The sequence below is a fragment of the Pseudomonas sp. PB101 genome, from assembly GCF_009764265.1.
Lineage (GTDB): Bacteria > Pseudomonadota > Gammaproteobacteria > Pseudomonadales > Pseudomonadaceae > Aquipseudomonas.
In genome coordinates, this window is sequence record NZ_RWIR01000024.1 from 102,458 (window position 1) to 127,932 (window position 25,475).

Below are 25,475 nucleotides of genomic sequence, written 5' to 3' on the forward strand. Positions count from 1 at the left end.
CGGCTTGTGGCCGGGATATTGCTATATCCTTGGTGAACAATAAAAGGCGAGTCGAACACTGTGAAGTTTCATCAAATCAGAGCTTTGGTAGCGATCAATCAGTGCGGCAGTATCAATGAGGCTTCGCAGATACTGCACGTTACTCAACCTGCATTAAGCCGTTCAATCAAGGATCTGGAACGAGAGCTCGGGCTGACCTTGCTGCAGCGTTCGTACAAAGGCATGTCGCTGACCGAGGAGGGCCGGCGCATTATTCGCCACGCGCACATGGCGGTCGAAAGCATGCGACGGCTGCAGATCGAGGCCGATAATATTCATGACATGGCGGTTGGCGATGTGGCCATCGGCATTACTTCACTGACAGCGATGTTGCCCGGATTCGAGCAGTGCATCAGTGATTTCCAGGCGAAGAATCCACGGGTGCGGATCAAACTCATCGAGCAGCGCCCGAGCCATATCGTGCAGCGCTTGCGCGACGGGAGCCTGGATTTTGCCCTGACTTCGCAGCAAAACACCCAGCGTCTGAATCTGGATTGGGAAGCCTTGCATCGCATTCAGGGGGCCGTGGTCTGTAGCCCGGACAACCCGTTGCGTCATTCTCGCTCACTGCGCCAGTTGCAGTACGCCAACTGGATCAGCCTGGATGAGATCGACGATCGCTCGTCGCAGTTCTACCAGATGTTCGAGGTCAACGACATTCACCCGCCGCAGAAGGTCATCGAGTGCGCGTCGCTGCTGCTGGCCTTGCGCCTGGTAGAGAACGCCGACGCGTTCATGACCCTGAGTAACCTGGCGGTAGGCAACACATTGCCGCCTGGGCGGGCGCCGGAGTTGGCCTGCGTCGAGATCGAGGAAATCATCCCCGAATACCCGATCTACCTGGTATGCATCGACCGTCATTCGCTGACGTCGCCGGCCAAGGATCTGTTCTACAGCCTCAAGTCGAGGCTGGCCGCGGAGTCGTTGGCCGAACTCGCTCGTTAGAAGTGATAGTACATGCCGATTGCCAGGTTCTGCGGGTCGTCACCGGGCTGCTCGACCGGTATGCCCGCATAGGTGATGGATGAATTGGGGCGATTATCGATCAGTGCGACGCGGCCGTAGATGGCCCAGTTGGGCCGCAGGAAATGGTCGTAGCCGAGCATCATGCCGAAGGCGTCCTTGTCGCCGAATTCGATGTTGCGCTTGACCAGTGCCAGGCGTGCCACATCAGCTTTGCCCACAGGAGCGGAAATGCCCGCGGTCCACGCGGTCATGCTCGGCGTAGCGTGGTAGTCGACGTCCTGGCGCTGCCAGGTGACGCTGGCTGCAAGCGGGCCGAAGTCGTAAAACACTGAGGCGCTTTTGAAGTAGTTGTGGGTCTGGCGCTGGCGATCACCATCGTCCCAGGGGTCGCTCAGATAGTCGTTGAACGAGCCAATCAAGATCCAGCGCGCATTGCTGTACTGCAAGCTGACACCCTTACCGCGCAGGGTTTTTCCCGAGCTGGCCGTATCGTTCAATCCAAAGCTCAATGCGCTGCCGAGACTGAAGCCGGCGTATTTCGGGGTGGTGTAGGCCAGGGTGTGTTTGGGCCGCATGTCCAGATAATAGGCGCCACGCCCGGCCGGCGGAGAGGTCAGGTAGGTATAGGGCGACCCATAGGTGGCCAGAAACGGGTCGGCGTAGGTCGGCGTGCCCATGCCGTAGGTTTTGCCAAACTCAAGCTTGCCGTAGTTGCGCGAGCGCAGCGCCACAACAGCCAGGCGCAATGCGCCAACCTGTTTCCAATGCTCGTCCAGCGCCTGGCCATTGAGGTTGAAGCCTTCTTCGACATCCGCTTCCAGTACCGTGTCCTCGTCGAGCGCTTTGCGCATGTACAGTCCCAGTTTGTTGGTCCATGCCGCGCCGCCGGCGACCTTGAACCCCGAGTAATGCCCTGAGTCCTGATAGTTCACGAAGGCATCGACAGTGCCATAGATCTTGAGCTTGTCATCAAAGCCCTTGTCGACGTTGTAGTAGCCAAACCCTGACGCTACCCGAGCGATGGAGGGAAACCCCTCGGCCTGACCGGCAACCGGCAGGCTTAACCCCAGGAGCAGGGTGACCAGGGACGAATGACACGCGACGGACTTACCCATTACAGACTCTCCGTGTAGCTGATGAGTGAAGGTTCGCAGCCTCCACGAAAATAAAATCAGCCGGAAATTGTCAATTTTGTATGGGTATGCCCGTTTGCTAATTTTCTCGCTGAATACAGGCTTTCAGGGAGTGGAGTAGGGGGCATTGCTCTTGGAGACGTCTCTTTTTACCTATCCACCGTCTTTAGCAAGCGTTGTTTCTGGCAAAAGCCGGTGCAGGGAAGGGCTCTATGACCATGAATCGCACCGTGGCGGGGCGAAACTGCGGGGCAAAGCGCAACGAAATGAACCAATGGTTAATCGTGTGCAAAAAGCGCAAGTGATTCATCGCAGAAGTTACCCGATAGTTGGTGTCGACAACACGAATGACTCGGAGAGAGCCCCCCATGACCACCTTGCACTCGGACACTCATTTGGCCAACGGCACGATACGGCGCGACAGCGCCGCCGTCGGATCTGGCAAAGCCACCGTCGCCTGCGCTCTGGGCAACGCCCTGGAGATGTACGATTTCACCATCTACAGTTTTTTCGCCGTGGTGATCGCCAAAAATTTCTTTCCGGCGCAGTCGCCGATAGCGTCGTTGCTGATGTCCTTGACCGCCTTCGGCGTGGGTTTTCTGATGCGGCCGATCGGGGCGATGGTGATCGGCCGTTTCGCCGACCGAAAAGGTCGCAAGGCGGCCCTGACGCTGACCATTTTCCTGATGACACTGGGCACGGCGTTGATCGCATTCGCCCCCACCTACCAGCAAGCGGGGGTCTTTGGCACGGTGCTCCTGGTCATAGGGCGTCTTACTCAGGGATTTTCCGCCGGTGGTGAAATCGGCACCGCCTCGGTGCTGATGATGGAGTCGACCGGGACGGGGAATCGTTGCGGCAACGTCAGTTGGCAGGCCGCCAGCCAAGGTTATGCAGCCTTGGTCGGGGCTGGCATCGGGCTGCTGCTGACCAGTGTCATGACCACGCCTGACCTGGAAAGCTGGGGTTGGCGCATCCCGTTCATCGTCGGTTTGCTGATCGGCCCGGTTGGTTGGTACATCCGCCGCTGCCTGCCGGAAACACTCGAGCACGCAGCCATTGAGCTACAGCCGTCCACGGTGCGCAAACCTCGCTGGCGCGAGGTGATCGACCTGCGCAACACCATCCTCGCCACTGGCCTGATGGCGAGCGCAACCATCGGCATGTACCTGTTCATTTTCTACATGCCGTCGTACCTGGTCACCGCGCTGCACTATCCGCAGCGCAGCGCCTTGGCGATTGCCTGTGTGGCTGCCGCGTGCCTGGCGATCATCACGCCGATCGCCGGGCGTTACGCCGACCGTCACGGCCTGCGCAAAAAGCTTTTGGTGTGGACTGTCACCTTGCCTGTCATCGCAGCCTGGCCGGCGCTGTGGTTGTTGTCGAACACCACCGACCTGTACCTGGCGATGCTGATCGTGGCGCTGCTGGTGCTGCCCGGTTGTGTTGGTTCGGGGGCGTTTTTCGCGATGATCATGGAAGCCTTTGCCAAACCGCAAAGGGCACTTGGCACCTCGGTCAGCTACAGCTTTGGCGTGACCCTGTTCGGCGGGTTCTCGCCGCTGATCGCTACCTGGCTGACGGCGACGCTCAACGATCCGTTGGCCCCGGCCTTTTATTTGCTGGCCGGTGGGGTGATCAGCCTGACCTGCCTGAAACTGTTCCCGGAAAACATTGGAAGAGCCTAACCATGCGCACTCAACAAACCAACACTGCTTTGAGCGACTCCGATCTGCAAACCTTCGTGGCGATGCGCCGACAGATTCACGCGGCTCCCGAGCTTGGAGGCGAGACGCCACACACTGCTGAACTGGTGGCTGCCAAGTTGGCGCAGTGGGGCTACCAGGTCCATCGTGGCATCGGCGGGCATGGCCTGGTCGGGGTCCTTAGGAAAGGCCAGGGTAGCCGCCGCATTGGCCTGCGCGCCGACATGGACGCGCTGCCGATGCAGGAGAAAAATGCCTTCGCCCATGCCAGTCAGATTCCCGGGCGCATGCATGCCTGCGGTCACGACGGGCACACCGCGATCCTGCTCGCGGCCGCCTATCGCCTGGCGACCAGCGCCGAGTTCAACGGCACCCTGAATCTGATTTTCCAGCCTGACGAGGAGGGGTTGTGCGGGGCCAAGGCGATGATCGACGACGGCCTGTTCCAGCGTTTTCCCTGTGATGCAATTTTTGCCTTGCACAACATGCCCGGCTCACCCGTGGGCACAGTCGTGGTTCAAGCGGGACCGACCATGGCGTCCTCTGAACGGGTGCAACTGAAGATCACCGGCAAGGGTGGACACGGTGCCATGCCCGAACTGGCCGTCGATCCGGTGCCAGTGGTAGCGAGCCTGATCAACGCGATCCAGACCATCAAGTCGCGCAATCTGGCGCCTGAGGAATACGCGGTGATCAGCATCGGCATGCTGCAGGCCGGGAGCGTCTACAACATCATTCCTGATGAGGCCAGCATGCTGATCAGCGTGCGCACCGACACCCCGCAGACCCAGCAGAAAATCAACCAGCGCCTGGAGCAGATCGTCCGCGGTCACGAGCAAATGTTCGGCGTCAGCATCGATCTTTCGATCACCCAACTGGCCCCGGCGCTCATAAACCACGTGGCTGAAACCGAGCTGGTGCGCCAAAGCCTGGCATCACTGTTCGAGCCCGGTCACTTGCATAGCCGTGGACCCAAGGTGATGGGCACTGAGGACTTCGCGTGGATGCTCGGTGAAGTACCGGGCTGCTACTTCATGCTGGGCAACGGCGAGGGCGAGTTTCATGGCTGCTCGGTGCATAACCCGCACTATGACTTCAACGACGAGTTGATCCGCCTGGGGTCCGATTGCTGGGTCAAGCTGGTGGAGGATTTCCTTGTTTGAGCCCGGGCTGAGAAGGACCTCGCGACGTCAGGCAGATGCTGCTTCAGATTGAAGAAGGATCAGCGACCGCATCCCACAACTGACTTGAGGATGCGGTCGGGGTCGTTGGTGTTGTTACTTGAGCTGGTTACTGAGCCCATGTAGAAGCGGCTCGGTGTAACTGAGTATCCAAAAGCACACCGAACTAAAAATCAAAAAAGTCAGAGTCGTCGCAATCCGATGTATTTAAAAAGATTTTTGATGTTTTCGGACTTTTATCCCTGTGGGCAGAGTTATCCATGCTGCTGGCTCGGTTTTGCATTCTTTAAAAATCAGGGGAAATAGCGATTAGTTATACCGATGCTCAATGGAAGCGCTAAGCTGCTAATGGGCTATTCCACACTGCGTTTCGAACGCTTCCAAGAGATCAAAATAGACCCATCTTTTCTTACGACGCCTTGCGCTAAGGAGGATGGGGTATGCCCAAAGCAATGTCTAGGACGCATAATTTTACAAATCGAGGAAAGCATTTCGGAAATATCTGGGCGTCATTTAGTTTTAAGTCAAAGTGCGATGTTGAGCTCCGCAGCGATATTGAGCTAGGCTATTGGCTTCTTTATTTGGAATTCGATCCGTCTATTGCTCGATATGAGCTGCATCCCCTTGCTCGAGTAATATCTTGCCCACAGCCGCGAAAGGTAGCGCTTACTGCGGAGGTTATGACCCAAAATGGCGATCTGGAATGGCATCTGCTGTGCTCAACCCAGCAGTTTGGCCCTCTGTTATTAAACGAGCTGGAGAAGTACGCAGATTTGATTGGGGTGAAGTTACGGCTGTTTCGCGCAGAAGATATAGAGCCCCGCAAAGCACATATTGTCCCGCTTTTGAAAGCTTGTGCGTGCCTTTCCGCCTGGCATACTGTCGAAATTAGTTACGAAGCATACCATGGGCTAATAGCATTCGTTCGTAAGCATAAGCGCGGGTGTCTTAGGGATTTGTTTCAACTTAACGATGAAGAGAGCCACAGCCTTGCGTGTTTTTTAATCGCGAGGCTGTATTCCGAAGGCATTATTAAAGTTGAACTGTTGCCCGGCTTTTTCGATCGTGCCGCCGGCTGGGAGGCACTGTGAGCTCAAGGCAAAAATTGAGATGTACCGACATTTCGCCTCTGTTTACAGTGCAGGCCGAGGTATTGGCAGATGACGTTCGCGAAATATTTGAGCGAAGAGTTAAGACCGTAAAAATGGTCCACAGGGGTAGGTCCGGTGCTGAAATCTATAAGTCGTGCGGCGTATCGGATGGAGAGCAGACACGCTTGATCAAGCGCTTTCTAGACGTGGACGCCGCCGGTGTTTGTTGGGGAGATCGTGCGTTATTGCCCAATGCCCGTCTCAAGGAATACGAACGGCGAACTCCTTTGAAAAAAATGCGCTCCCAGCAAAAAGGTGGCGCGAGCGGTATGCTCGCCCAGACACTCAAAAGATTTCCACAGGCAGCAGAAGAAATAGAAATTGCGGTCCTGGACTTTCATCGAAACTTCAAGGGTCAAAAGTTCGACATAATGTTTATGGCAGCCAAGTTTAGAGCTGCATTGAAAAAGGCTGGTGCTTCTGAGGAGGACTGGCCGTTCAGTCAGAAAGGATTAGGGCAGCGCACGATTGAAAAACATCTAGCCAAACTTGTCAGGCAGGACTTTGTTGTCGCAGCGCTGACGCTGGGGAGCCACGGTGTCACTCATGCGCCGCTGGGGACGGGTGTTGTCGGGCTCGTGTCGGCGGATATGCCCTTTGATATCATTCAATTGGATGCCTACAAGGTTGATAAATTTTGCATTCTCCGTATTGAAACGCAACCCGGCATCTATACGCAGCGGGTCCTCGATCGCTTCTGGATGCTAGCGGCGGTAGATGCAGCGTCTGATGGTGTTCTTGCAGCTCGATATGTGTTCAGTAGTGAAGTCACAGCGATAGATGTTGAGGGTGTATTGTTGGACGCGATCATAGGTGACTGGACACCTTGCGACAACATAACAATACCCAAACTGAAGTATACGCAAGGTGGCGGAATGCTCGGATATGCAGTGCCGGAGGCTCAAGGCGCCATTTGGGGGACCCTGATGCTAGATAATGCAATGGCACATCATGCAGGCAAAATAAAGCATAAGTTCAAGCGGAATGGGGGGTGTTCAATAAATTATGGACAGCTCAAAAGGCCTGAGCGCAGATCCACGATAGAGAATACATTTAAACAAGTAGCACAAAAAATAATGCATCGCGTGCAGTCCACCACTGGCAGCGGCCCTCAGCAAGGTAGGGCGGCAACCCCTGAGGAAAATGCGGAAAAATATGAGATTTATGTAGACGAAGCGGAAATGGTTCTGGATGTGTGGCTGGCCAATTTTAATTGCACTCCGAAGCAAGGGGCCAATTTTTCCTTGAGCCCGATTGAGATTGTCAGGATGCATTTTGATAACGCCAAGCGGGATGTAGTTTTTCCTAAACTCCCTGAGTCTAAGACAAGCAAAGTGTCGCTGGGGCATGACGTCCGCTACTGCGTGATCAGAGGCAGCGCCGAAGGCGGAAGAGCTCCTCATATAACGCTGGATAAGGCCCACTACACCAATAAAGTTATGTGCAGTGATCTCAGCCTGATAGGGCGCCGGGTTGTTGTCAGGATAAATCCGAAGGACTATCGATTTGTAGAAGCCATCCTGGATACCGGTGAGAAATTGGGAACCCTTAAGGTCTTGGGCTATTGGGGCAAGACGCTGCATAGCGTCACGACCCGGCAGCAAATAAATAGGGCTTATAAAGATCGGGCTTTTGAGTTGACTCGACCGGATGACATAGTTTTATCATATGTTGATCATCTAATGCTCAGCCCTTCGAAGCGAAACCTCTTGCAGGTTCAGAAGATGAAGAGTGACGTACTTGGTCGCCAAGTTAATGCTGAATGGCCCGAAGCTCCTAAACCTCCTGAGGTGGAGTTCAAAGCTGGTTTCGAGGTAATTGAGCTTAAGGGGGGGGGTAGGCGTGCAGATATCGACGATTTTTTTAATGTCGAGTCCGGCGGAGTGATCGATGAATAGAGATGAAATGGATGCACATCCAGTCTTCCGCAAGGATTTTACCATCGTAACTAACGCCGTGTCGGAAGCATCCAATATTGCATTGGAAGCAATATTCATGAGGCAGACGGGCATTATTTTTTATGGCCTCTCGCGAGTAGGTAAAACATGCTGCATTAAAAGCATCCACGCCCAAACCAGCGGTTTCATGCCGCGCGCATACGTGACGCAAATAGAGGTAATCAAGCAAGAAGGGTCCTATACCAACAATATTGTGGAGCAATTGGCCAAGGAGGAAGAACTTGTTTTTCGTCGCAGTACCCTCGCGGTAGAAAAACTAGGTCAGATGGCCGACATGATTATAAATCGTTGTCACGAAAAGAACTGCAACCATTGGGTGCTGCTCCTGGATGAATTTCAGCGCCTTCGAGTGCATGATATAAATATCCTATTTCATTTATTTAATCGTCTTGACAGAAAGGGGGTTACGATGACCGTTTTGTCATTTGCGATGCCTCAAGTTTTTAAGCAAAGAGATAAACTTATGGAAGTCGTAGGCGGTGACAATGAGCAACTGATTGCGCGATTCATGAGCAAGTTGGTCGAATTCAAAGGCTGTCGCAGCGCGCACGACCTCGCTGTCATTCTAAAGACTTTTGATGAAAAATCTGAGTATCCGGTTGGATCATGCGAGCCCTACACTCAAAATTTCGCTCCCGCCGCTTTTAAAGCCGGCTTCAGGTTGGCCGACTACGTCCAGTCGTTATGGCAGGCGTTCGATGCGGGCGCGGTGGGTGCCTATAAAAATAATGTTCCACTTGAACATGTGTTTCTATCCATCAGGTATTTGCTCAGGTATATCGCCAGCCATGACGGATCGAAGTTAGAAATAACCAGTGTTTTGTGTGCTGATGTGGTGGAGCGCTCCAGCTTAAAGGAGTTTTGCCTGCTCAATGGGAGTAAAAAGCAATGACCCCGATCGGCTTTTACCGCGGTGGACTTTACCCGTACGAGTCCGTGACGGGGGTTGTTCTTAATCTCGCTTTGTTTCATAAAGTACCTCCCGTTACGATCCTCAGAATGATCAGTAGCAAGCCTACGGTCACAAAAATCACCCTGCATTACCATGCGGCATCCATGAAAGGGGATTTTACTGAGCAGGTCTGGCTCCCTCAGCCTGCGCAATGTTTTCCTGGGGCGTTTTTGTTGTCCCACGCACCGCCCAGCCTTAAATTCAAGTTTTGTTTATCGTGTTTGAAGATTGGCTATCATTCAGTTTTTTTTTGCATGCCGCAGGTCAACGTTTGTGCGATTCACCGTGAGCCACTCATTGTCGCTTGCGCAGGTTGTCAAAGTTTCAATACGATCAATGTAACTGTCTCTCCATGTCGTTCGTGCGGATTTTATCTTACGCCTCCTTCCGATCAGATTTTTTGTAGGCGAAATGCTCAGTTGAAAGTGCAAATACATCGTGCTGTGGTTGCATTGGACAGGTGGTATACAAATATTTCTCAATATTGTAGATCGGGCAGTTCACTGTTCTTGCTGATTGAGAGAATGGACAGTTATGACGCAAATCCCATCGACGCAACGGTTATCAAAGCGTTGGGTTGGCCGCTGCCGCTCGAGCTTTGCGAGGAGGCTGTGGCCAGGCGTAGAGCGAGGCTCATTCGTTGGGTGGCGGAAGAAAAACTTCAAGCAGTGTTGGAGTGGGAGGCGGAGTGCCAACGGCTTGAAAAAATGCACTTTCGCGCCCCTTGTTCACAGTGCGAGAGCAGCATCGAGTCTATTTCAGGATATTGGAATGGGGAGGAGCTATCATGCATGGTCTGCCTCAAGTTCATCGTGTATTTTCTAGTGCGCATTCGTTGCTCTTCCTTGAGTCAGTTGAGCATCCCCGCTGGTCACTACAAGAAGTTTGGTTTTGACTATTTAGGGATCCTGCAAAATGTTCAGCCTGCCAGATTTGGGTTTCCGGCGGTGCTGATAAGGGTTTATTTTTTAAAATTATTATACAACTTAAGTATTTATCTCAACCTTGGTTATTCGGTAAGGCTTCGGCTGCTTCCGTGGGAGGGGTTGCTTTATGATTTGTCTCGACCTGGCAGGCGCGAGGGGGAGGGGGTGACGATACTCGGTGTCTCGCCGCTGAACAAGGCGTTCTACTGCGATAACATTAGTGGTGAACGTTCTGTTCTTAGCTTTAGCCGGAATGATAACTTTGGTTGGGTGGTGACGTCGGCTGGGTATTCTGGTAAGAGAAGTATTGTGCTGAACTTATGATCTTAAGTTCGTCAGGAGGTAATTATGAAAGGAGTTACACCCGAACAAGTTGCCTTTGCGGTAAAGAAGTTGTTGGCTGCGGGAGAGCCTATTACTACGAGAAGCGTGCGCGCGATGACAGGGGGCAGTCTCACCACCATCTCCAATTGGCTGAAACTCCCCGGGGTCAGGGAAGGGACGTTTGAACATTCCATTGCAGCAGTTGAACTCGCATATTACGTAAAACGAGAAAAACAGAGGGCAGAAAAGTTACTCGAACCTCAAAGTGAGTATCCCCCCTCAAGTTATCACGCTAGTCCAAGGGTTGATAGGGTTGTAGACGATGAGCTTTTCGCACTCGCTGAGCGCTTCAGGAGGCTGCAAGGTGACTTCGACGAGCTGATTTCTGATGCCAACCGTACTCTTGCCACAGCTAGGGATAAAATTCAAATATATGCTCGCAAGGTTGAGTTCATGGAAACGGAGCGCAGGCGAATGCTGGCAGAGAATCGAGAAATGCGCGAGGTGCTGCAATATTTGCACAGGGCTGATGACCCTGACCACAGGGATGATGGGTAGGGCTGTTCTGCCTCTCTCGTCCTGCTCGCCTCGATGGTGCATCGAGCCGCCACAACACGGTTTACTCACTCCCAAACCGCGAACCGCCATTGCATTAGAAAACTTTCCTAGCCCTTTTCTCAATGGGCATTAGGCGACCTGTGCGCTGGCCATCTTCATCTCGGCTAGGGCTCGTCTCGATTGGGCAAAGTATTTCCGGACTCATCAGCCTGTGAGTCATTCCTTGAGATCAATTGGCTCGCACGGCTGCCGAGCAATGATCCCGCTTGAAAGTAGCCCATCACCGTGCTAACGCTGCGGTGCTCGGTCATGGCCATCACCTCGCCAAGCGGCACACCCTGGCGACCGGCTTCGGTGACAAACCCCGAACGCAGGCTGTGCGCCGCCCAGTCACCTTCCAACCCCGCCAACTTTGCCCGCCGCTGGACGATGCGAGCCACCTGGTCGCCTGATATTCCCGTCGTGCCGACTTTGCCGCCTTTGTACAGGCGCCGAAACAGCGGCCCCGAGGTGGCCGGCGCCGCCGCCAGCCAAGCCGCCAGCGCTTGTGCTGCGGGGCCGCGTAGCGGCTTTTCGCGGCGCGTGCCGGCGGTGTCGGTTTTGGTCGCGCCCAGGGCGTAGAGCCAGGTGTCGGCGTCGAGCCGACGCACGTCGCCAATCTGCAGTCCCACCACTTCCGAGCGCCGTCGACCGCCACCACTCCAGGCCAGGAGGAGGAGCGCGCGGTCGCGGAGCCCACGCACGCCATCGTCGCAGGTCGCCAGCATTGCCTGCAGGGGTTCGAGCACCACCGCGGTCTTCTTGCGCACGTTCACACCTTGACGCGACTGCGCCTTGCGCGCCTCGCGCAGCAGGGTCTTCAGGGCCGGTTCCTCGCATGGATTGTCCCAGCCGCTGAGCCGATGCCATTTACCGAGTACCGCAAGACGGTGACTGACCGTGTTGAACGCCAGCGGCCCCAACTTGGCCTTGACCCGGCCGGCGACCAGCGCGACGTCAATGCTGGGCGGCAACAGGTGGGCCCAGCCGCCTTGTTCCAGCGGCCGCGCCAGGTGGTCCAGGACGAACTGAATTGCCACGGCGGCCGGTAGCGGCACATCGCCCAGTACCTGGTCGTAACGCAACTGTAGCCAGGCTGACCAGTAAGCGAGGGCACTACGGTAGCTGCGTACCGTGTTCGCTGCGGTGCCGGCGGCAATAAACGCCGCCGTCGCTTGCTGGGCGTTGAGCGCCAGGCAATGCAGGTCCAGCGGCGTTGCGTCGACCAGCGCTAACTGATCGGTGTTATTGAGTACGTTCATCGGACTGAAATTTCCGTCTTCGGAAATAACGTCGGATAACATTCTATTATCAGGCCTAATATAACCGGAGGTGGAGCGCGGCGGTAGGAGTGCCGGAAAACGAGGTGTTTGCCGCCGCGAATGCGGTGCTGGCCCGCGCTGTAACGCTGAGCCAGCAGTTGGCCGACGCCAACAGAGGTAACACAGGGGCAACGAGTGGTCAGCGACCACGCAAGCGCCCCCCCGCCCAGAAACAGCTGAGCAACCACGACCGCGGGTGACCGCTCGTTGCGCCGCGGGAGGCGCTAGTAGAACCGCTTCCAGCCGCCAACCTCGGTCCCCTGGCAGAACCGTCGCGGCCCAAGTCGCGCCTTGCAGTGTGGGCCACTCCGCAGTAAGTTCAAGTACGCAGAGTGCACCGTTAACGCGAAGGGCTCCGCGGCCAAGACTCGTAATATTGGCTCGTGGTGCTTCGCCCGGCTGCTCTAAGCCGCCGTCGGTAGCCCGCTACTGGCATACCAGTAGGTCGCCCGGTGGATTAACAGCCCGACATCATGCCTTGCAGCATTTCTTGACCTTTTGACCTGATCCGCAATAACACGGATCATTGCGCCCGGGCCTTGTCCTCGGCTGGACCAAGCCCGCCCGTAGCTGCCATGCGAAAGCATCGGCGACAGTTGAAGAGGTATCTCGCGCGGCCGGGTTCTTTGACGACATTACCCGCAGCATGGAACAAATCGTTGATCACAATCTCCAGATTGCTTCAGCCACAGAGCAACAATCCTGTGTTGTACAGGGCGTTGAGCAGAATACTTTTGAGATTAAAGCGTTGAGTGAATGCACGGCGAGCCAAGCGGATAATACGGTGAATATCAGCAATGAGGTTGCTGAGATGACGCGGAGTTTGCACGGGCTCATTTCAAAATGTGAGTGAGCAGTTGATAGCCGTGAGAAGTTTCAAGTCGCTATCCGCATGCAAGCATTGCCAAGGTTACGTTTACTGTGGCCGTTTCCATCGGCGGGGCGTACCACTTGAATTAGCGTCCCGACGGGCGCCATTCCGTTAGTAAAACGACACCTGATGATTGTCGAAGCTGCTGGCTTGTTTCTTTACCGTCCCTAAAACCTCTTGTGAGGTGGATGAAATGCTCCATGGTATTGCTCTCAGATACTTCGGGGAATTGGTCCCACCGCCTGCGTCAGAGGCTAGTGGGCTGGGAACCCCCTTCCTCTGGTTGGACTGCCATCCATCCAGGACAGTTTGTGTAGTCAACCAATCGGTTGCTTTACAGGCGCAGCTCCGCCGTGAACTGTTCAAGCCAGGCGTTGGCCATCGAAGCATAGGAGGCTTCCGGCGCGGTGGCAGTCTTCAGTTCGGTGAGCAAGCGATCTTGGAGAAGGCGAAGACGTGTGGTGACACCTGCCGCAGGCTTAGCCTTACCAGCGAGTCAGGGTGGCTCGCCATCTCAGACAAAACCTCACCTACATGATCCCCCCAGACTTCCAATATTGTAAAAATAATCGAGCGATCATGATCGGCATGACCGAACCAGAAAAGCAGTTCGGTCACGGCCATTCTCAACAAGCGATTATTCCCGATAGAGTCTCTAAGCTGACGACGCCAAGCGGCCTCTGACTCTGTTGAGAGCATATTCAATCTGACCTTGGGTCTGGGACCATGTGGCTCGTACGGGATAAATGCAAGTTTCTCCCAGGTCAAGATCACGTCCGCTGGTAATGCCGCGCTGACATTTTTTCTTTCCGCCCAGAGGAGAAGCAGAAGTTGCACCCATGGACAATCAGGAGCCCACTTATATGCTAAATTAGAAAACCTTAGTAAATTATCCTTGGCTTGCTGCTCGCGATCACTGAGTGTCAATGTCTTAATTAAAATCGGGCGGAGAAAAACCGCTAGTAGCTGGCATCTATAAACCTGGTTCAGATGCCGCGGTAGCAGTCAGCTGGGTAATTGCAGAATGTTCGCGACCAAATGATTATCGCGACCATTTTCTGATACTAAGAAGCACTTGATCACCTCGTGGCCATGTACTTATTTCTGTCGGACCCACCCGACAGCAGTTCGGCGCTACTTTCAAGTGAGATTTAATCAGATGCTGATGGGGTTTCCTTGCTTCTCGTCATCAACAGCAGATGTTCAATGAATCGATTGCGGTCCTTGGAGTTGAGGGGTTTTATGCCTAATGCCTCGTTAAGCCATAGTCCATCAACTGCAAAGCGAATGAGAAGCGCGGTCATTTCGTCCAGGCCATCATTGCACAAGCTAGGAATCCATTCTTGTTGAAGGTCTATGTACGGTTTGAGAAGTGAAGGGTTTAGCCCGGAGCCGGCCACCAACGCCGAAGCGCTCGCTGCTTCTTTACCCGTGACAGAGTTTTTCGGAGAGAAGGTCCCTTTGATATATCCGCGCGCCCAAGCACCATTCTCCTTGTCGTGCTTTATGTGTTTTTCAATAAAGTCTTCGAATACGTTCAAGGAGTACTCCAGCATTCCCTGAATCAAGGCCTCCTTGCTTGGGAAGTGATAGAGTAGTCCTCCCTTGCTTACTCCGGCTTCTTTGGCGACTTGGCTGAGAGTTAATTTGGCAAGGCCTTGGGTCTTGATGATCACTTCGGCGGCCATGATGATTGCGATTCGGGTATCAATTTGACTCAATTTTTTCGATCCTTCATCCAGAAGTGCAGGGATAAATAGATACCCAGCGATGCTTTGATCTTGGTCACCTAGCGTAACAGGCTATGTTAATTGATGAGCTCGCCAATGTGAAACACCTTGTACACACAAGAATTTCACCGTCATCGTTTCCTCGCACCTGACTCTCTGAGCCCTTAGCTGAAGTAGATCTGAGCGGGCTGCCTGAATCGCCCCGGATTCTCTAGACACCTTGCAAGCTCATTGCGTAACGCTTTCAAACTCTACCGGTGACAGCTGATTGTTGAAACCATGGCGGCTTCTTGCGTTGTAGAACATCTCAATGCAATCGAACACATCGCTACGAGCATCTTCCCGCGTGGTGTAGATTTTCCTCTTGATTCGTTCCCGCTTTAGAAGCTGGAAAAAGCTCACGGCCACGGCATTGTCATGACAGTTGCCTCGGCGACTCATACTGGCAACCAAATTGTTCACCTTCAAAAAACTGCGCCAATCGGAGCTGCTGTACTGGCTGCCTTGGTCGGAGTGAACCATCACCTCCTGCTTCGGTTTTCGCCTTCAAACCGCCATCAATAACGCATCAATGGCCAAATCACTGGTCATCTGCGACTTCATTGACCAGCCAACGACCTGACGAGAGAACAGATCCTGCACCACAGCCAAATACAGCCAGCCCTCATACGTACGAATGTAGGTGATGTCGGTGACCCAAACTTTGTTGGGTTCTACGACATCGAACTGGCGCTTCAGCAAATTGGGTGAGGCGACCGCTGGCTTACCGCCGTACTTTCCAGGGCGTCGTCGATACCCTGTCTGAGAGCGCAGACATTCAAGACGCATCAGCCTCGCCACACGATGCCGACCACACTCTTCACCGACCTCTCGCAGATCGTCATGGATTTTGCGATAGCCATAAACTCCGCCGCTCTCCAGCCATGAATGCTTGATCAAACCCAGCAATCGCTGGTCGTCTGTAGCGCGTGCAGATTGCGGCTCAGACAACCAAGCGTAATAACCGCTGGGGTGGACTTTCAGCGTCAGGCAAAGCCGTCGTATGGAATAGTCATCTGCTCGCTGCTTGATAAAGGCGTACTTCAACCGCACTCCTTGGCAAAGTACGCGGCGGCCTTTTTAAGGTGTCTCGCTCTTCAGTGACCCGGCTTGAGTTCTGCTCGCAGACGACGCAGTTCAGCGTGCTGATCATCGTCCTGCTGCCGTTCTTCTTGAGGCTTGTTGTAGCGCTTTATCCAGGCGTAGAGGCTATGTGTCGACACGCCAAGGCGGGCCGCTACATCAGCGACAGGCAGCTTCTTTTCGGTCACTTGATTGACCGCTTGGATTTTGAATTCTTCGGGGTAACGCGGGTTGCTCATGGGACCTCCTAATTGGCCTCAGTTTAAGGCAAAGAGGTGTCTACGAAACCCGGGGCGATTCAGCCTTTACCGCCTGTCACCCAGGCGTTGTGCGCTCTGAAAAACGCTAGCCAGGCCTTGCACGGAAGGAGATGTTGCCATACGATTGAACCGTCCGGACGGTACAGTTGTCGACTTTCCGGTCTTGCGCATAGAAGAAAACAAGAACGAGGCCGTCTATGAACATGTCCCCCTAGCGACGTAAGTCCTAGCGTTGTATTACATCCTATTTCTCTCATTTCTGTACGCAGACTTGTGTGAGTAGTTGCTCCCAAAAATAAGGAAAATAAAAATGGGCTACCCCGTTGAAAAATACCGCTCGGTACATTGTATTTATAATGTATTCGATAGAGGTGATATCAATCAAAGCAAGGCGAGCTTTCGCAAAGATGAGTCAGTAATGACGAGCGCGTTAGAAATGCGGGTTATTTTGCCGAACTAGTATTGCGGCCTCGCAACTGATCTGCCGAATAATTTCCTGAAGAAACGGATACGAGAACAATTATTATGTCCGAACAAAACAGCTCCACTCATCTGCAGAAAAGCTTGCGCTGGTATCACGGCTTTCTATTGGCTCTGCCCATTGCTTGCGGGTTGATAATCTCGGTCGGCTATCTAATCGGTGCAATCGGAGCCATCCCTGCTGCACTGATTTGCTTGATCCTATCGGTTGTCGCCCTTCTGCAAAACAAACTGTTTTCGGAGATGGCCACCATGTTTCCCGACAAGGCAGGTGGTATCGCCACTTTCGCCATCGAGGCGTGGAAGCCATATTTCGCACCGATTGCTCCTATCGCAGCGTTCGGCTACTGGTGTGGATGGGCATTGGTGCTTTCACTGGTCGGGCTGACGCTGGGCTCGTTGGTGCAGGCGGAGTGGTTTCCGGAGGCCACTTGGACACTGTTCACCTTCGCTGGGGTGGGCTTCGGATTCCCGCACCTCGTCTCGGCAATTGCGATCGTTTTGTGCACGGCGCTCAACGTCGCGGGGATCAGGGTAGCTGTTAAGTTTAACCAGGTCATTGGCGTGGCGTTCATTGTTGTGTTGGGCGTTATAGCGCTCGGTCCATTCGTAACCGGGCACTGGAGCTTTGGCAACCTGACTTGGCATGTGGAGGGTGGCTGGAAAAGCTTCGTGGTCTGGATGTATGTCTCCGCCTGGGCAATCTACGGCTCCGAGCTGTGTGCCATATTCGCTCCGGAGTACAAGGACACAACACGTGACACATCACGCGCCCTGAACTCGATTGCCTTGTTCATGGTAGGCGCCTACACCCTCGTTCCGATCGCTGCCGCTGGCCAGCTCGGCGAAAGCGTCATCGCTACGAATCCGATCACCTACGGTGTAGTCGCCGTTCAGCAGATGTCTGGCGGCCTTTCGAACGTGATCACTGCGATTCTGTGCGGCGCACTGTTTCTGAGCATGATTTCTTCATCGGCCGATGCGGGCCGCGCACTCTACGGCATCGCATCCGAGAAGATGTCGATCAAGCAGTTCGACCAGTTGAACCGTAATGGCGTGCCCAGCCGGGCCTTGTGGGTGACGATGATTGTCAATTTGGTCATTCTGGCTGTGATTGGCAATCCTGTCGCGATCCTGATCGCCAGTAATCTGGGTTACATCCTTGCCATTACTCTTGCGGTGATTGCCTTCCTGCTGTTACGTCGCGACCGCAAGGATTGGCCGCGCCCGATCAAACTTTCGAATGTTTGGATTCCGATCGCGTTCGTCGTGGCGGGGTTCAATGTCTTCATCCTCATGGTCGGAATCCTCAATCCAGGGTTGAGCTATTCCGGTGGAGTGAAGGAAGTCCTGCTGGGTATCGGTCTTCTACTGGTGGGCGTTGTCCTTTACGTCTACCGCAAGTTGGTGCAGGACCGAGAGCCGCTCGTTTGGCGCGAGACGATTATCGAGCAACCGTTAGCAACCAGTGCAGCTTCCAAAGAGGTGCGCTAAGCATGCGGGTGAGCGGTGGTTACAAGGACCTGCTCACCTGAGACCACCACGAGTATATGCGACTGCCCGAATCGCGGAGTGCTGCTTTGCACCTTTGCCTTGGCACGCAAATGAAATGTGCTCGATTGAATCTTAAAACAATAACCAGGCACAGCCCCTCGATTGGCTTGCCATATGATGTTGGAGATTACAATGACTCTCGCACCGACTAACCATTCCCCTGTCAGCGCGGCGATTTCCGAATCCATTGAAAATGGCTGGCAGATGCCCGCGCAACTTTACGCTGGCCCCCACATCCACCAAATCGAGCAGGACGCGATCTTTAAGAAAGCTTGGCAATGCGTGGGTCGCGAATCCATGTTAGCCAAAGCGGGCGACTATATCACCGGGCAGTTAGGGGACGTCCCTATCGTGGTCGTTCGGGATACCGAAGGACGTCTCCTTGGTCACGTGAACGCTTGTCGCCATCGTCTTCACCCGGTGGCACTGGGTGAGAGCGGCTGCAAGCAATTGTTCCAGTGCCGGTATCACGGTTGGACTTATACCCATGAAGGCGCACTACGAGCGGCGCCCGGAGTGGAGGGATGTTCAGGCTTTCAGAAGGAGGACCTGGGCCTGATTCCGATCCGTGTCGACACGTTTCGCGGCTTCGTGTTCGCCAATGCCGATATGGATGCCGAGGATTTGCATTCCTTCCTCGGCAATGCAGAAGAGCTTGCTCAGAAGTACGCTATTGACTTCGCCAACTGGGATCACATGGGAACGATCACTTACGACGTTGACGCAGACTGGAAGCTCTTTGCCGAGAACTCCTTGGAATGCTATCACTGTCCGTTAGTGCACCAGCATACGTTTGCCGCGCATGTGGGAACACTGCCAAAGGATTACATCACTAGCGAATTCGAGAACGTGCTATCGCAGTATGCGCCGATCACGTTGGCACCGGGCGTGGACGACGCGAGTGCGCTGAAGGGCTTTCGCCTGATCTTCGTCTGGCCGTGCACATTCATCTCGGTGGACGACTTTGTCGGGATCGTAGCGCGCATCACCCCCACAGGGCCACAACGCACCCGGTTCACGGTCGATACCTTCATCCCGCCAGGCGCCGATCCCGTTGCGGTCGAGCAATGGCTTGATGTATATGATCGCACTTTCCAGGAAGACAAAGAGGTCGTCGCTGCACAGCAAAGGGGATATATCAGCGGGATGATCCCTCAGGGTCGTTTGATGGCGCATCGCGAAGCCTCCATCCAGATGTTCCAGCGCCGTACTTGGCGTGCCCTGCAGCAGGATCAACGCCTTGCGCATGTAGGCGGGAGCGCGCCGCAAACGATCAACCTGCATGTCGTGGAAGTCGACGCGATCGACGGGGCGAATGAAGAGGGGTCAGGGAGATTCGCCACCTCAGGCGCTAAACGTGCATGGGAAGGCGAGCTCGAAATCGCTGCATTCGAGCCGGGTGCCGAAGGGGTCGCAGTGATCACGCTGAAACCGCATGACGGCGACAGACTGCCCGAATGGCAGGCCGGTGCGCATATCGATTTGATCCTGTCCAACGGGCTGGAGCGCCAATACTCGCTTTGCAACGCCCCTGGTGATACCAGCCAATGGCGGATCGGTGTCCTTCGCGAGCCCAACTCGCGTGGCGGCTCGGCTTATGTGCACGAACAGTTGCAGGCGCAGGGGCGAGTCAAGGTGCGCGGCCCGCGCAACCACTTCCCTCTTCCCGAGGCCGAACACTATCGCTTCGTTGCTGGCGGCATTGGTATTACCCCAATCCTGGCGATGATCCAGCTGGCCGAGCGGCAGGGTAAGAGCTGGCAACTGCTGTATGGTGGGCGCAGTCTCGCTTCGATGGCATTTGTGGATGAACTGCGTGCCTACGGTGACCGAGTGACCATCGCGCCGCAGGATACTCATGGCCTTCTGGATCTTACGGCCTATCTGGGCGATGCACCGAGTGATACGGCGGTCTGTGCTTGCGGACCGGGACCTCTGCTCAATGCGCTGGCATCCGTATGTTCCAAGCTGCCGAGCGTATCGCTGCACGTCGAGCACTTTACCCCCGCCCCCCCGGCCTCGACCGCCGAGAACACCGAGTTCGACCTGGAGCTGCGCAGGTCCGAACAGACGCTGCGCGTACGTAAGGATCAGACAGTGCTGGATGCGGTACGGGAAGCTGGACTCTCGATCTACTCGTCGTGCGAGAGCGGTGTCTGCGGCACCTGCGAGACGACTGTCTTGGAAGGTGCTCCCGATCACCGTGACGTTGTGCTCGGTGAGAAAGAGCGTGCTAGCGGCCAGAGCATGATGATTTGCGTGTCGCGCTGCAAATCAGAAAAGCTCGTGCTAGATCTATGAGGATATAGTTCGCAGCGGCAGGGTAGTCCCGGTGCAAGACCGGGATGCCCGCGGCCTGCGCCTCTAAAAAGAAATGGGCATGCTATTTTTGGCTCTGTCCTGGCGTCTAGGTTAAGCAGGTACAGCAGCTGCTGCCATGCACAACGACACAGAGATCGGGGGTTACCTTCCAGGACAGCGCTTGGACGAGCCTGACTGTTTAGAACACTTTGAAAGGGTACTGCGTAATTATCCGCACCTCATCCATGTCGCCGCGGGGCTTGGCGTTGTTTGTCCGAGTAGTTGCGAAGACCAGACGGAAGGCCAGGTCGATAGCTTTTCCGTTCTGCACGACGTATCTCAGTTTCAGATCACGTTCCTCTCCCTTGAAGCCCACTTTTGCGTAGGAGCTGGAGGCGGGGATGTCCGAGCCATCACCGCCTCTGCCTGTGATGTAGCGCGCCATGAATGACAGGTCGGGTATTCCGTATCGAGTGAGCGGGAACGGCTGTTTTACTCGTTCAACATTGAAGATCACACCCTTGGCAATCACCTTCTGCGCAGCATTAATCGGTGCCTCGATCTCAGCGACCTGCACCGTTACCTCGCCAATTTCTGTAGCTCCATTGGACGTCCTTCGATTGATCCTCAGCAGATGATCCGCATGCTGATCGTCGGCGCAAGCATAGCCAGGGATAGCTACCGGAGTGGGTGGTCCAGGCACGCACGGCTAAGCAGCATGGCAGGCAGGGACAAGCCGGTTGCTCTGTCACCATGGGATTATTGCTCCGTGCAGGAAGCACGCATCCCTGTCACGAGGCGCTTCGAGGTCCATGCATAGGGCCAGGAGGGGTAGCCGTTCGAGCGCCGTGTACCACCCAACAACAAGAACAGAGGTAAGCATGATCATGGGCAAGGGCCTGCAGGTTTCTCTACTGGCCGTGGAGATCGTCATGGTTTCGACCGGTGCGTCAGCTTACGAACTCCACTCCGCGGACGGCCTGACAATCAATCTGGACGTCCGGGGTGCCTTCGGCATGTTCCACAGCGACGAGAGCTACGACAGCGCTCTAGGTCCGGGTTCGGTGAGGTGGCAGGAGGGCTTCGTGCGCTACGGCCTGAGCGGCGAGCAGCGTTTTCCCAGCGCCACCGACTCTTCACTTTACAGCGAACTCAACGTGGCGAGCTACGGCACTTGGGGCGAGGGCGACGCCGGTGGTTTCACCGACGGCAGCGAGCGGCGCACCGCGTTCGACAAGGCCTACGCCGGCTGGCGCTCGGGCGGTTTGCTCCCGGCGCTCGGCAAGGACGGCATCGACATCTCCGTCGGTAGCCAGAAGGTCAGCGTTGGCGATGGCTTCATTATCAACGGCGATGGTCTGAGCGTCGGCAAGAGCTTCGGCGACGGCAGCCGCAACCGCGGCGGTGCGTACTACCTGACCCCGCGCAACGCCTTCGAGCAGACTGCCTGGCTGCGCTTGGGCGGCAAGCAGGGCTTGCGCGGCGACCTCATCTGGATCAAATCGGACAACGAGGCGAAGGCCAAGCCGGAGTTGGGCGTTGCGGTACTCGAACACGTCGGCGACACCGGCACTCTGGGCCTCACCTACGTTAAGGGCCTGGGCGTCGACGACAAACTGGCCAACCCGTTCAGCGTCCAGCGCGATGGCCTGGAGGTGACCAGCCTGCGTGGCCAAGGAAATGTCGGGGTCAAGGATCTATTCCTGTCCTTCGAGTACGCCCGCCAGGATAAGCAGTTGGGCGACGAGAGCGCCTGGTACGTCGAGGGCGGCTGGACCTTCTCCGACGTAGCCTGGCAGCCGCGCGTCGGCTACCGCTACACGCGCTACTCGGAAAACTATGACCCGCTGTTCAGCGGTTTCAGCCGCGGCTACGGCACCTGGTTCCAGGGCGAGGTGGCTGGCAACTACTCCGGCCCCTTCCAAAGCAACGCCGGCATTCACATGCTCAGTCTCGGACTGACCCCTGGGCCCGACGTGGTCATGGGCGTGCTGTACTTCGACTTCGACACTCTCGCCCCCCTCAACCCTCGTACGGGCGATCTGAGCGGCAAGGAAGTGGACGTGTACATGGACTGGACAGTTGGCTACTTCACCATCAGCCCGCTGGTCGGTCTCTACCGCCCGGAGAAGAATGCTGCGGAAGGCGGCTCGCAGCAGGGCAGTGACGATCTGAATCTGTACAGCCAACTGGTGGTGTCCTTCGGCTTCTGATCGCGAGGCCTTTCAGGCCAGCACCAGTTACCGGAGGACATCATCGCTCTTGTGTGACAAAGGTTGCGATGCTCCGCTGCCGCGGGGCATCGCATCAGGATGGAGTGGGTGGGGCGAGGCCGATGCTTTCCCGACTTCAGTATCCAAATACAACTACGAAGTAGTTTTCAATCTAAGGAGAAGACGTGATGCGTAGAAAGCTTTCCAGTCTGTCGCTTGCGATATCCCTCGCCATCCCCGTGCTCTCACTCAGTCAGTCGGTGCTGGCAGCATCATCCGACCCGGCGCGTCCGAATATTCTGCTGGTCGTTGCGGACGACATGGGCTATGCCGATCTGGGCAGCTACGGCAGCGAGATCAATACCCCCAACCTGGATTCCCTTGCCGCCTCCGGCGTGCGTATGAGCGACTTCCAGGTAGAGCCGGCCTGCTCGCCTACCCGCGCGGCGCTGCTGACCGGTGTCGATCCGCATCTGGCTGGACTTGGCAACATGGCAGAAGAACTGGCGCCCAACCAGGAGGGCAAGCCGGGGTACGAGGGTCATCTGAACGAGCGAGTCGTCACCATCGCTGCGCTGCTCAAGGATGCCGGGTACAACACTTACCTTTCCGGCAAGTGGCATCTCGGTAAGACCGAGGATACCGGTCCGGATGATCGGGGCTTCGAGCACTCCTTCGCCATGCTGAGCGGCGGGGCCAGCCATTGGCCGGACATGCGCCCCGCCTACGCACCGACACCGGACGCCAAGGCTCTCTATGCGGAAGATGGCAAGATGCTGGACAAGCTGCCGGTGCGCTTCAAGTACTCGTCGCAGTTCTATGCCGACAAGATGATCGACTACATCGCGGCCGACAAGGGCAGCGGTAAGCCGTTCTTCGGCATGCTCAGTTTCACCGCGCCGCACTGGCCGCTGCAGGCGCCAGACGCGGCCATCGCCAAATATCGCGGTCGTTACGATGCTGGTTTTGACGCTGTCTTCGAACAGCGTTTGCAGAAGCAGAAGGAGCTGGGACTGATCCCCGTCAATGCGGAAGGTGCGGCGCGTTCTCCCAAAGGAAAGGCTTGGAGCAGCCTGACGCCGGAGCAGCAGAAAGTCGAGGCCCGGGCGATGGAGGTCTACGCCGCCATGGTGGATCAGATGGACGCCAATACCGGCCGGGTATTCGACTACCTGAAGAAGAACGGCCTGTACGACAACACCATCGTGCTGTTCATCTCCGACAATGGCGCGGAAGGGCACGACCTCGACGAAACTTGGCCGGCCGAGCTGTTTCCGAAGATCCGCAAAGTGATCGACGAGAGCCACGATTTTAGCTACGAGCAGATGGGGCGCCCGGGCTCCTATACGCTCTACGGACCGAATTGGGCCAGAGCTTCCGCCCCTGCGTTCAGCCTGTACAAGGGGTTCCAGACGGAGGGTGGTATCCACACGGTTGGCATCCTCCGGGTTCCCGGCGTGACCCACAACGGGCAGATCGTGGGCGAACTGGTCAGCGTCAAGGACATCACGCCCACGCTGCTGGAACTGGCGGGTGTCAAGCACCCGGGCGACAGCTACAAGGGCCGTGCGATCGCGCCAATGTCGGGCGTGTCCATCCTGCCCGTACTCAAGGGTGAGCAGGCTGCGGTGCGGGTGCAGGGTGGTGAGCTGTTCGGCAAGTACTTCATCCGCAAGGGCGACTGGAAGCTGGTGCACATGCCCAAGCCTTGGGGCAGCGGCAAGTGGCAGCTGTTCAATCTGCAAAGCGACCTGGCCGAGCGCCGCGACCTGAGCGGCAAGCACCCGGAAAAGTTGGCCGAACTACAGCAGTTGTGGGCCGAGTACGCCCGCGACAACAACGTGATCCTGCCCGACCAGGTCAGCGGTTACTGAGTGCTCTTTAGCCGATCGAGCCGTCGACGACCCGGTCGGCTAAAGAGCAAGAGATACAGACGATGCGAGTGCAGATGATCCCGATTCCCGGCCGGGTGGGAGCAGTAACTCAGCCCGTTGCTGATGCTGTTGCCGCTGTTGACGTGTGCTGTGCCGTGCCTGGGTGAAGGCTACGTTGCACAGGAGTGCTGCACCGACTGTCACGCCGGCGAGGCTACGGCCTAGCCCGTCTCGCATAATGCGCTAGGCACACCTTAGCAATTTACCCAGTGACTTCGGCAATGTCGTCTATCGCATCGAGGTGGGCGCGGCCTGGCGCTTCTTCCACCGCGGCGAGCGCCTGTTCGCCAATACTGAGAGCGAGGACGGCCGACCCGCCGACCTCCCCATCGCTTACACCTTCGGTCTTACACCGCTGCAACAGAACGCACCAGTGGTCTCCGGCAGAATCTCACTGTGGCCTGGGATAGTCGGCCGCGCGAGGATTGCAGGCAGCGCTGGTACTCCTTTCACTCCCAGCCAGCGCTTCAACGCCGACGACGCCCAGCACTGGGGCCCCATTCAAGAAATATAGTTCGCCATGGCTGTACGTTTTCATCCTATAAGGCGCTGCCATCCGGGATGACTGCATGGGGATTTAATGCTCTGCACTGAACGACAAAGCCAGACTCAGCGCGCAACAGTTCTATTCAAGAGGATACTAGAACTATCTACCGAGCTTGGTTTCGATGCGGCGGCCTGAAGAGAATGCGATAGGCCTGTCTGGAGCGAGAGAAAAACCCGGGTTCAGACCGTTTGACCGGCTTAAGACCAAG

At 55.8% G+C, this 25,475-nt stretch carries 18 protein-coding genes and 2 pseudogenes; 13 read left to right on the forward strand and 7 right to left on the reverse strand.

Features of this window, described 5'->3' with window-relative positions; translation table 11 throughout:
* The first annotated feature begins 60 nt into the window (after positions 1-60).
* Positions 61-984: a LysR family transcriptional regulator gene (locus EI969_RS07110; RefSeq protein WP_160386817.1), complete on the forward strand. Its 924-nt coding sequence runs from the start codon at positions 61-63 to the stop codon at positions 982-984.
* Here EI969_RS07110 and EI969_RS07115 read toward each other — a convergent pair.
* On the reverse strand, positions 981-2,120 hold the full coding sequence (locus tag EI969_RS07115; protein WP_160386818.1) for a porin: 1,140 nt from the start codon (positions 2,118-2,120) through the stop codon (positions 981-983). The two genes, EI969_RS07110 and EI969_RS07115, sit on opposite strands and share 4 nt — an antisense overlap.
* 386 nt (positions 2,121-2,506) lie before the next feature.
* Between EI969_RS07115 and EI969_RS07120 the strand changes: the two genes are divergently transcribed.
* The 7 genes from EI969_RS07120 to EI969_RS07150 all read left to right on the forward strand — a co-directional run bounded on the left by EI969_RS07120 (position 2,507) and on the right by EI969_RS07150 (position 10,894).
* Positions 2,507-3,826 (forward strand): MFS transporter, encoded by a 1,320-nt coding sequence (locus EI969_RS07120; RefSeq protein ID WP_160386819.1) that lies wholly within the window; start codon positions 2,507-2,509, stop codon positions 3,824-3,826.
* 2 nt (positions 3,827-3,828) lie between these two features.
* On the forward strand, positions 3,829-5,007 hold the full coding sequence (locus EI969_RS07125; RefSeq protein ID WP_160386820.1) for a M20 aminoacylase family protein: 1,179 nt from the start codon (positions 3,829-3,831) through the stop codon (positions 5,005-5,007).
* Between the two features lie 458 nt (positions 5,008-5,465).
* Positions 5,466-6,116 carry a hypothetical protein gene (locus tag EI969_RS07130; RefSeq protein WP_160386821.1) on the forward strand — a complete coding sequence of 217 codons (651 nt, stop codon included), beginning with the start codon at positions 5,466-5,468 and terminating at the stop codon, positions 6,114-6,116.
* Positions 6,117-6,301: 185 nt separating this feature from the next.
* Positions 6,302-8,074 carry a hypothetical protein gene (locus EI969_RS07135; RefSeq protein WP_160386822.1) on the forward strand — a complete coding sequence of 591 codons (1,773 nt, stop codon included), beginning with the start codon at positions 6,302-6,304 and terminating at the stop codon, positions 8,072-8,074.
* Entirely contained in the window at positions 8,067-9,026 is a 960-nt protein-coding gene (locus EI969_RS07140) for an ATP-binding protein (RefSeq protein WP_160386823.1), read from the forward strand. Before EI969_RS07135 ends, EI969_RS07140 begins: the two co-directional genes overlap by 8 nt.
* On the forward strand, positions 9,023-10,336 hold the full coding sequence (locus tag EI969_RS07145) for a hypothetical protein (protein WP_160386824.1): 1,314 nt from the start codon (positions 9,023-9,025) through the stop codon (positions 10,334-10,336). Before EI969_RS07140 ends, EI969_RS07145 begins: the two co-directional genes overlap by 4 nt.
* Positions 10,337-10,360: 24 nt before the next feature.
* Positions 10,361-10,894, forward strand: coding sequence for a DNA-binding protein (locus EI969_RS07150; RefSeq protein WP_160386825.1), 534 nt, complete (start codon positions 10,361-10,363; stop codon positions 10,892-10,894).
* Positions 10,895-11,058: 164 nt separating this feature from the next.
* On the opposite strand, the gene EI969_RS07155 is transcribed toward EI969_RS07150, so the two are convergent.
* The 5 genes and pseudogenes from EI969_RS07155 to EI969_RS07175 form a co-directional block, all read right to left on the reverse strand.
* Positions 11,059-12,195 (reverse strand): tyrosine-type recombinase/integrase, encoded by a 1,137-nt coding sequence (locus tag EI969_RS07155; RefSeq protein WP_160386826.1) that lies wholly within the window; start codon positions 12,193-12,195, stop codon positions 11,059-11,061.
* Positions 12,196-12,726: 531 nt separating this feature from the next.
* Positions 12,727-12,903: an SEC-C metal-binding domain-containing protein gene (locus EI969_RS30930; RefSeq protein WP_160386827.1), complete on the reverse strand. Its 177-nt coding sequence runs from the start codon at positions 12,901-12,903 to the stop codon at positions 12,727-12,729.
* 640 nt (positions 12,904-13,543) lie between these two features.
* Complete coding sequence (locus tag EI969_RS07165) at positions 13,544-13,744, reverse strand: hypothetical protein (protein WP_160386828.1); 201 nt, start codon at positions 13,742-13,744, stop codon at positions 13,544-13,546.
* Between the two features lie 533 nt (positions 13,745-14,277).
* Positions 14,278-14,847, reverse strand: coding sequence for a TetR/AcrR family transcriptional regulator (locus tag EI969_RS07170; RefSeq protein WP_160386829.1), 570 nt, complete (start codon positions 14,845-14,847; stop codon positions 14,278-14,280).
* A gap of 237 nt (positions 14,848-15,084) precedes the next feature.
* Positions 15,085-16,217 (reverse strand): annotated as a pseudogene (locus EI969_RS07175) (IS3 family transposase).
* A gap of 546 nt (positions 16,218-16,763) precedes the next feature.
* Here EI969_RS07175 and EI969_RS07180 point away from each other — a divergent pair.
* Positions 16,764-18,212 carry an APC family permease gene (locus EI969_RS07180; RefSeq protein WP_160386830.1) on the forward strand — a complete coding sequence of 483 codons (1,449 nt, stop codon included), beginning with the start codon at positions 16,764-16,766 and terminating at the stop codon, positions 18,210-18,212.
* A 192-nt stretch (positions 18,213-18,404) separates the two neighbouring features.
* Positions 18,405-20,573 (forward strand): SRPBCC family protein, encoded by a 2,169-nt coding sequence (locus EI969_RS07185; RefSeq protein ID WP_160386831.1) that lies wholly within the window; start codon positions 18,405-18,407, stop codon positions 20,571-20,573.
* A 199-nt stretch (positions 20,574-20,772) separates the two neighbouring features.
* Here EI969_RS07185 and EI969_RS07190 read toward each other — a convergent pair whose 3' ends face one another.
* On the reverse strand, positions 20,773-21,150 hold the full coding sequence (locus EI969_RS07190; RefSeq protein ID WP_160386832.1) for an OprD family outer membrane porin: 378 nt from the start codon (positions 21,148-21,150) through the stop codon (positions 20,773-20,775).
* On the opposite strand from EI969_RS07190, the pseudogene EI969_RS30480 reads away from it, so the two are divergent.
* From EI969_RS30480 to EI969_RS07200, 3 genes and pseudogenes are all read left to right on the forward strand, one after another.
* Positions 21,079-21,231, forward strand: a pseudogene (locus EI969_RS30480) (IS5/IS1182 family transposase); the annotation flags it as partial. The gene EI969_RS07190 and the pseudogene EI969_RS30480 overlap by 72 nt on opposite strands.
* 223 nt (positions 21,232-21,454) lie before the next feature.
* Positions 21,455-22,786 carry a hypothetical protein gene (locus EI969_RS07195; RefSeq protein WP_160386833.1) on the forward strand — a complete coding sequence of 444 codons (1,332 nt, stop codon included), beginning with the start codon at positions 21,455-21,457 and terminating at the stop codon, positions 22,784-22,786.
* Between the two features lie 188 nt (positions 22,787-22,974).
* Positions 22,975-24,660 carry an arylsulfatase gene (locus EI969_RS07200; protein ID WP_160386834.1) on the forward strand — a complete coding sequence of 562 codons (1,686 nt, stop codon included), beginning with the start codon at positions 22,975-22,977 and terminating at the stop codon, positions 24,658-24,660.
* The last annotated feature ends 815 nt before the right edge of the window (positions 24,661-25,475 follow it).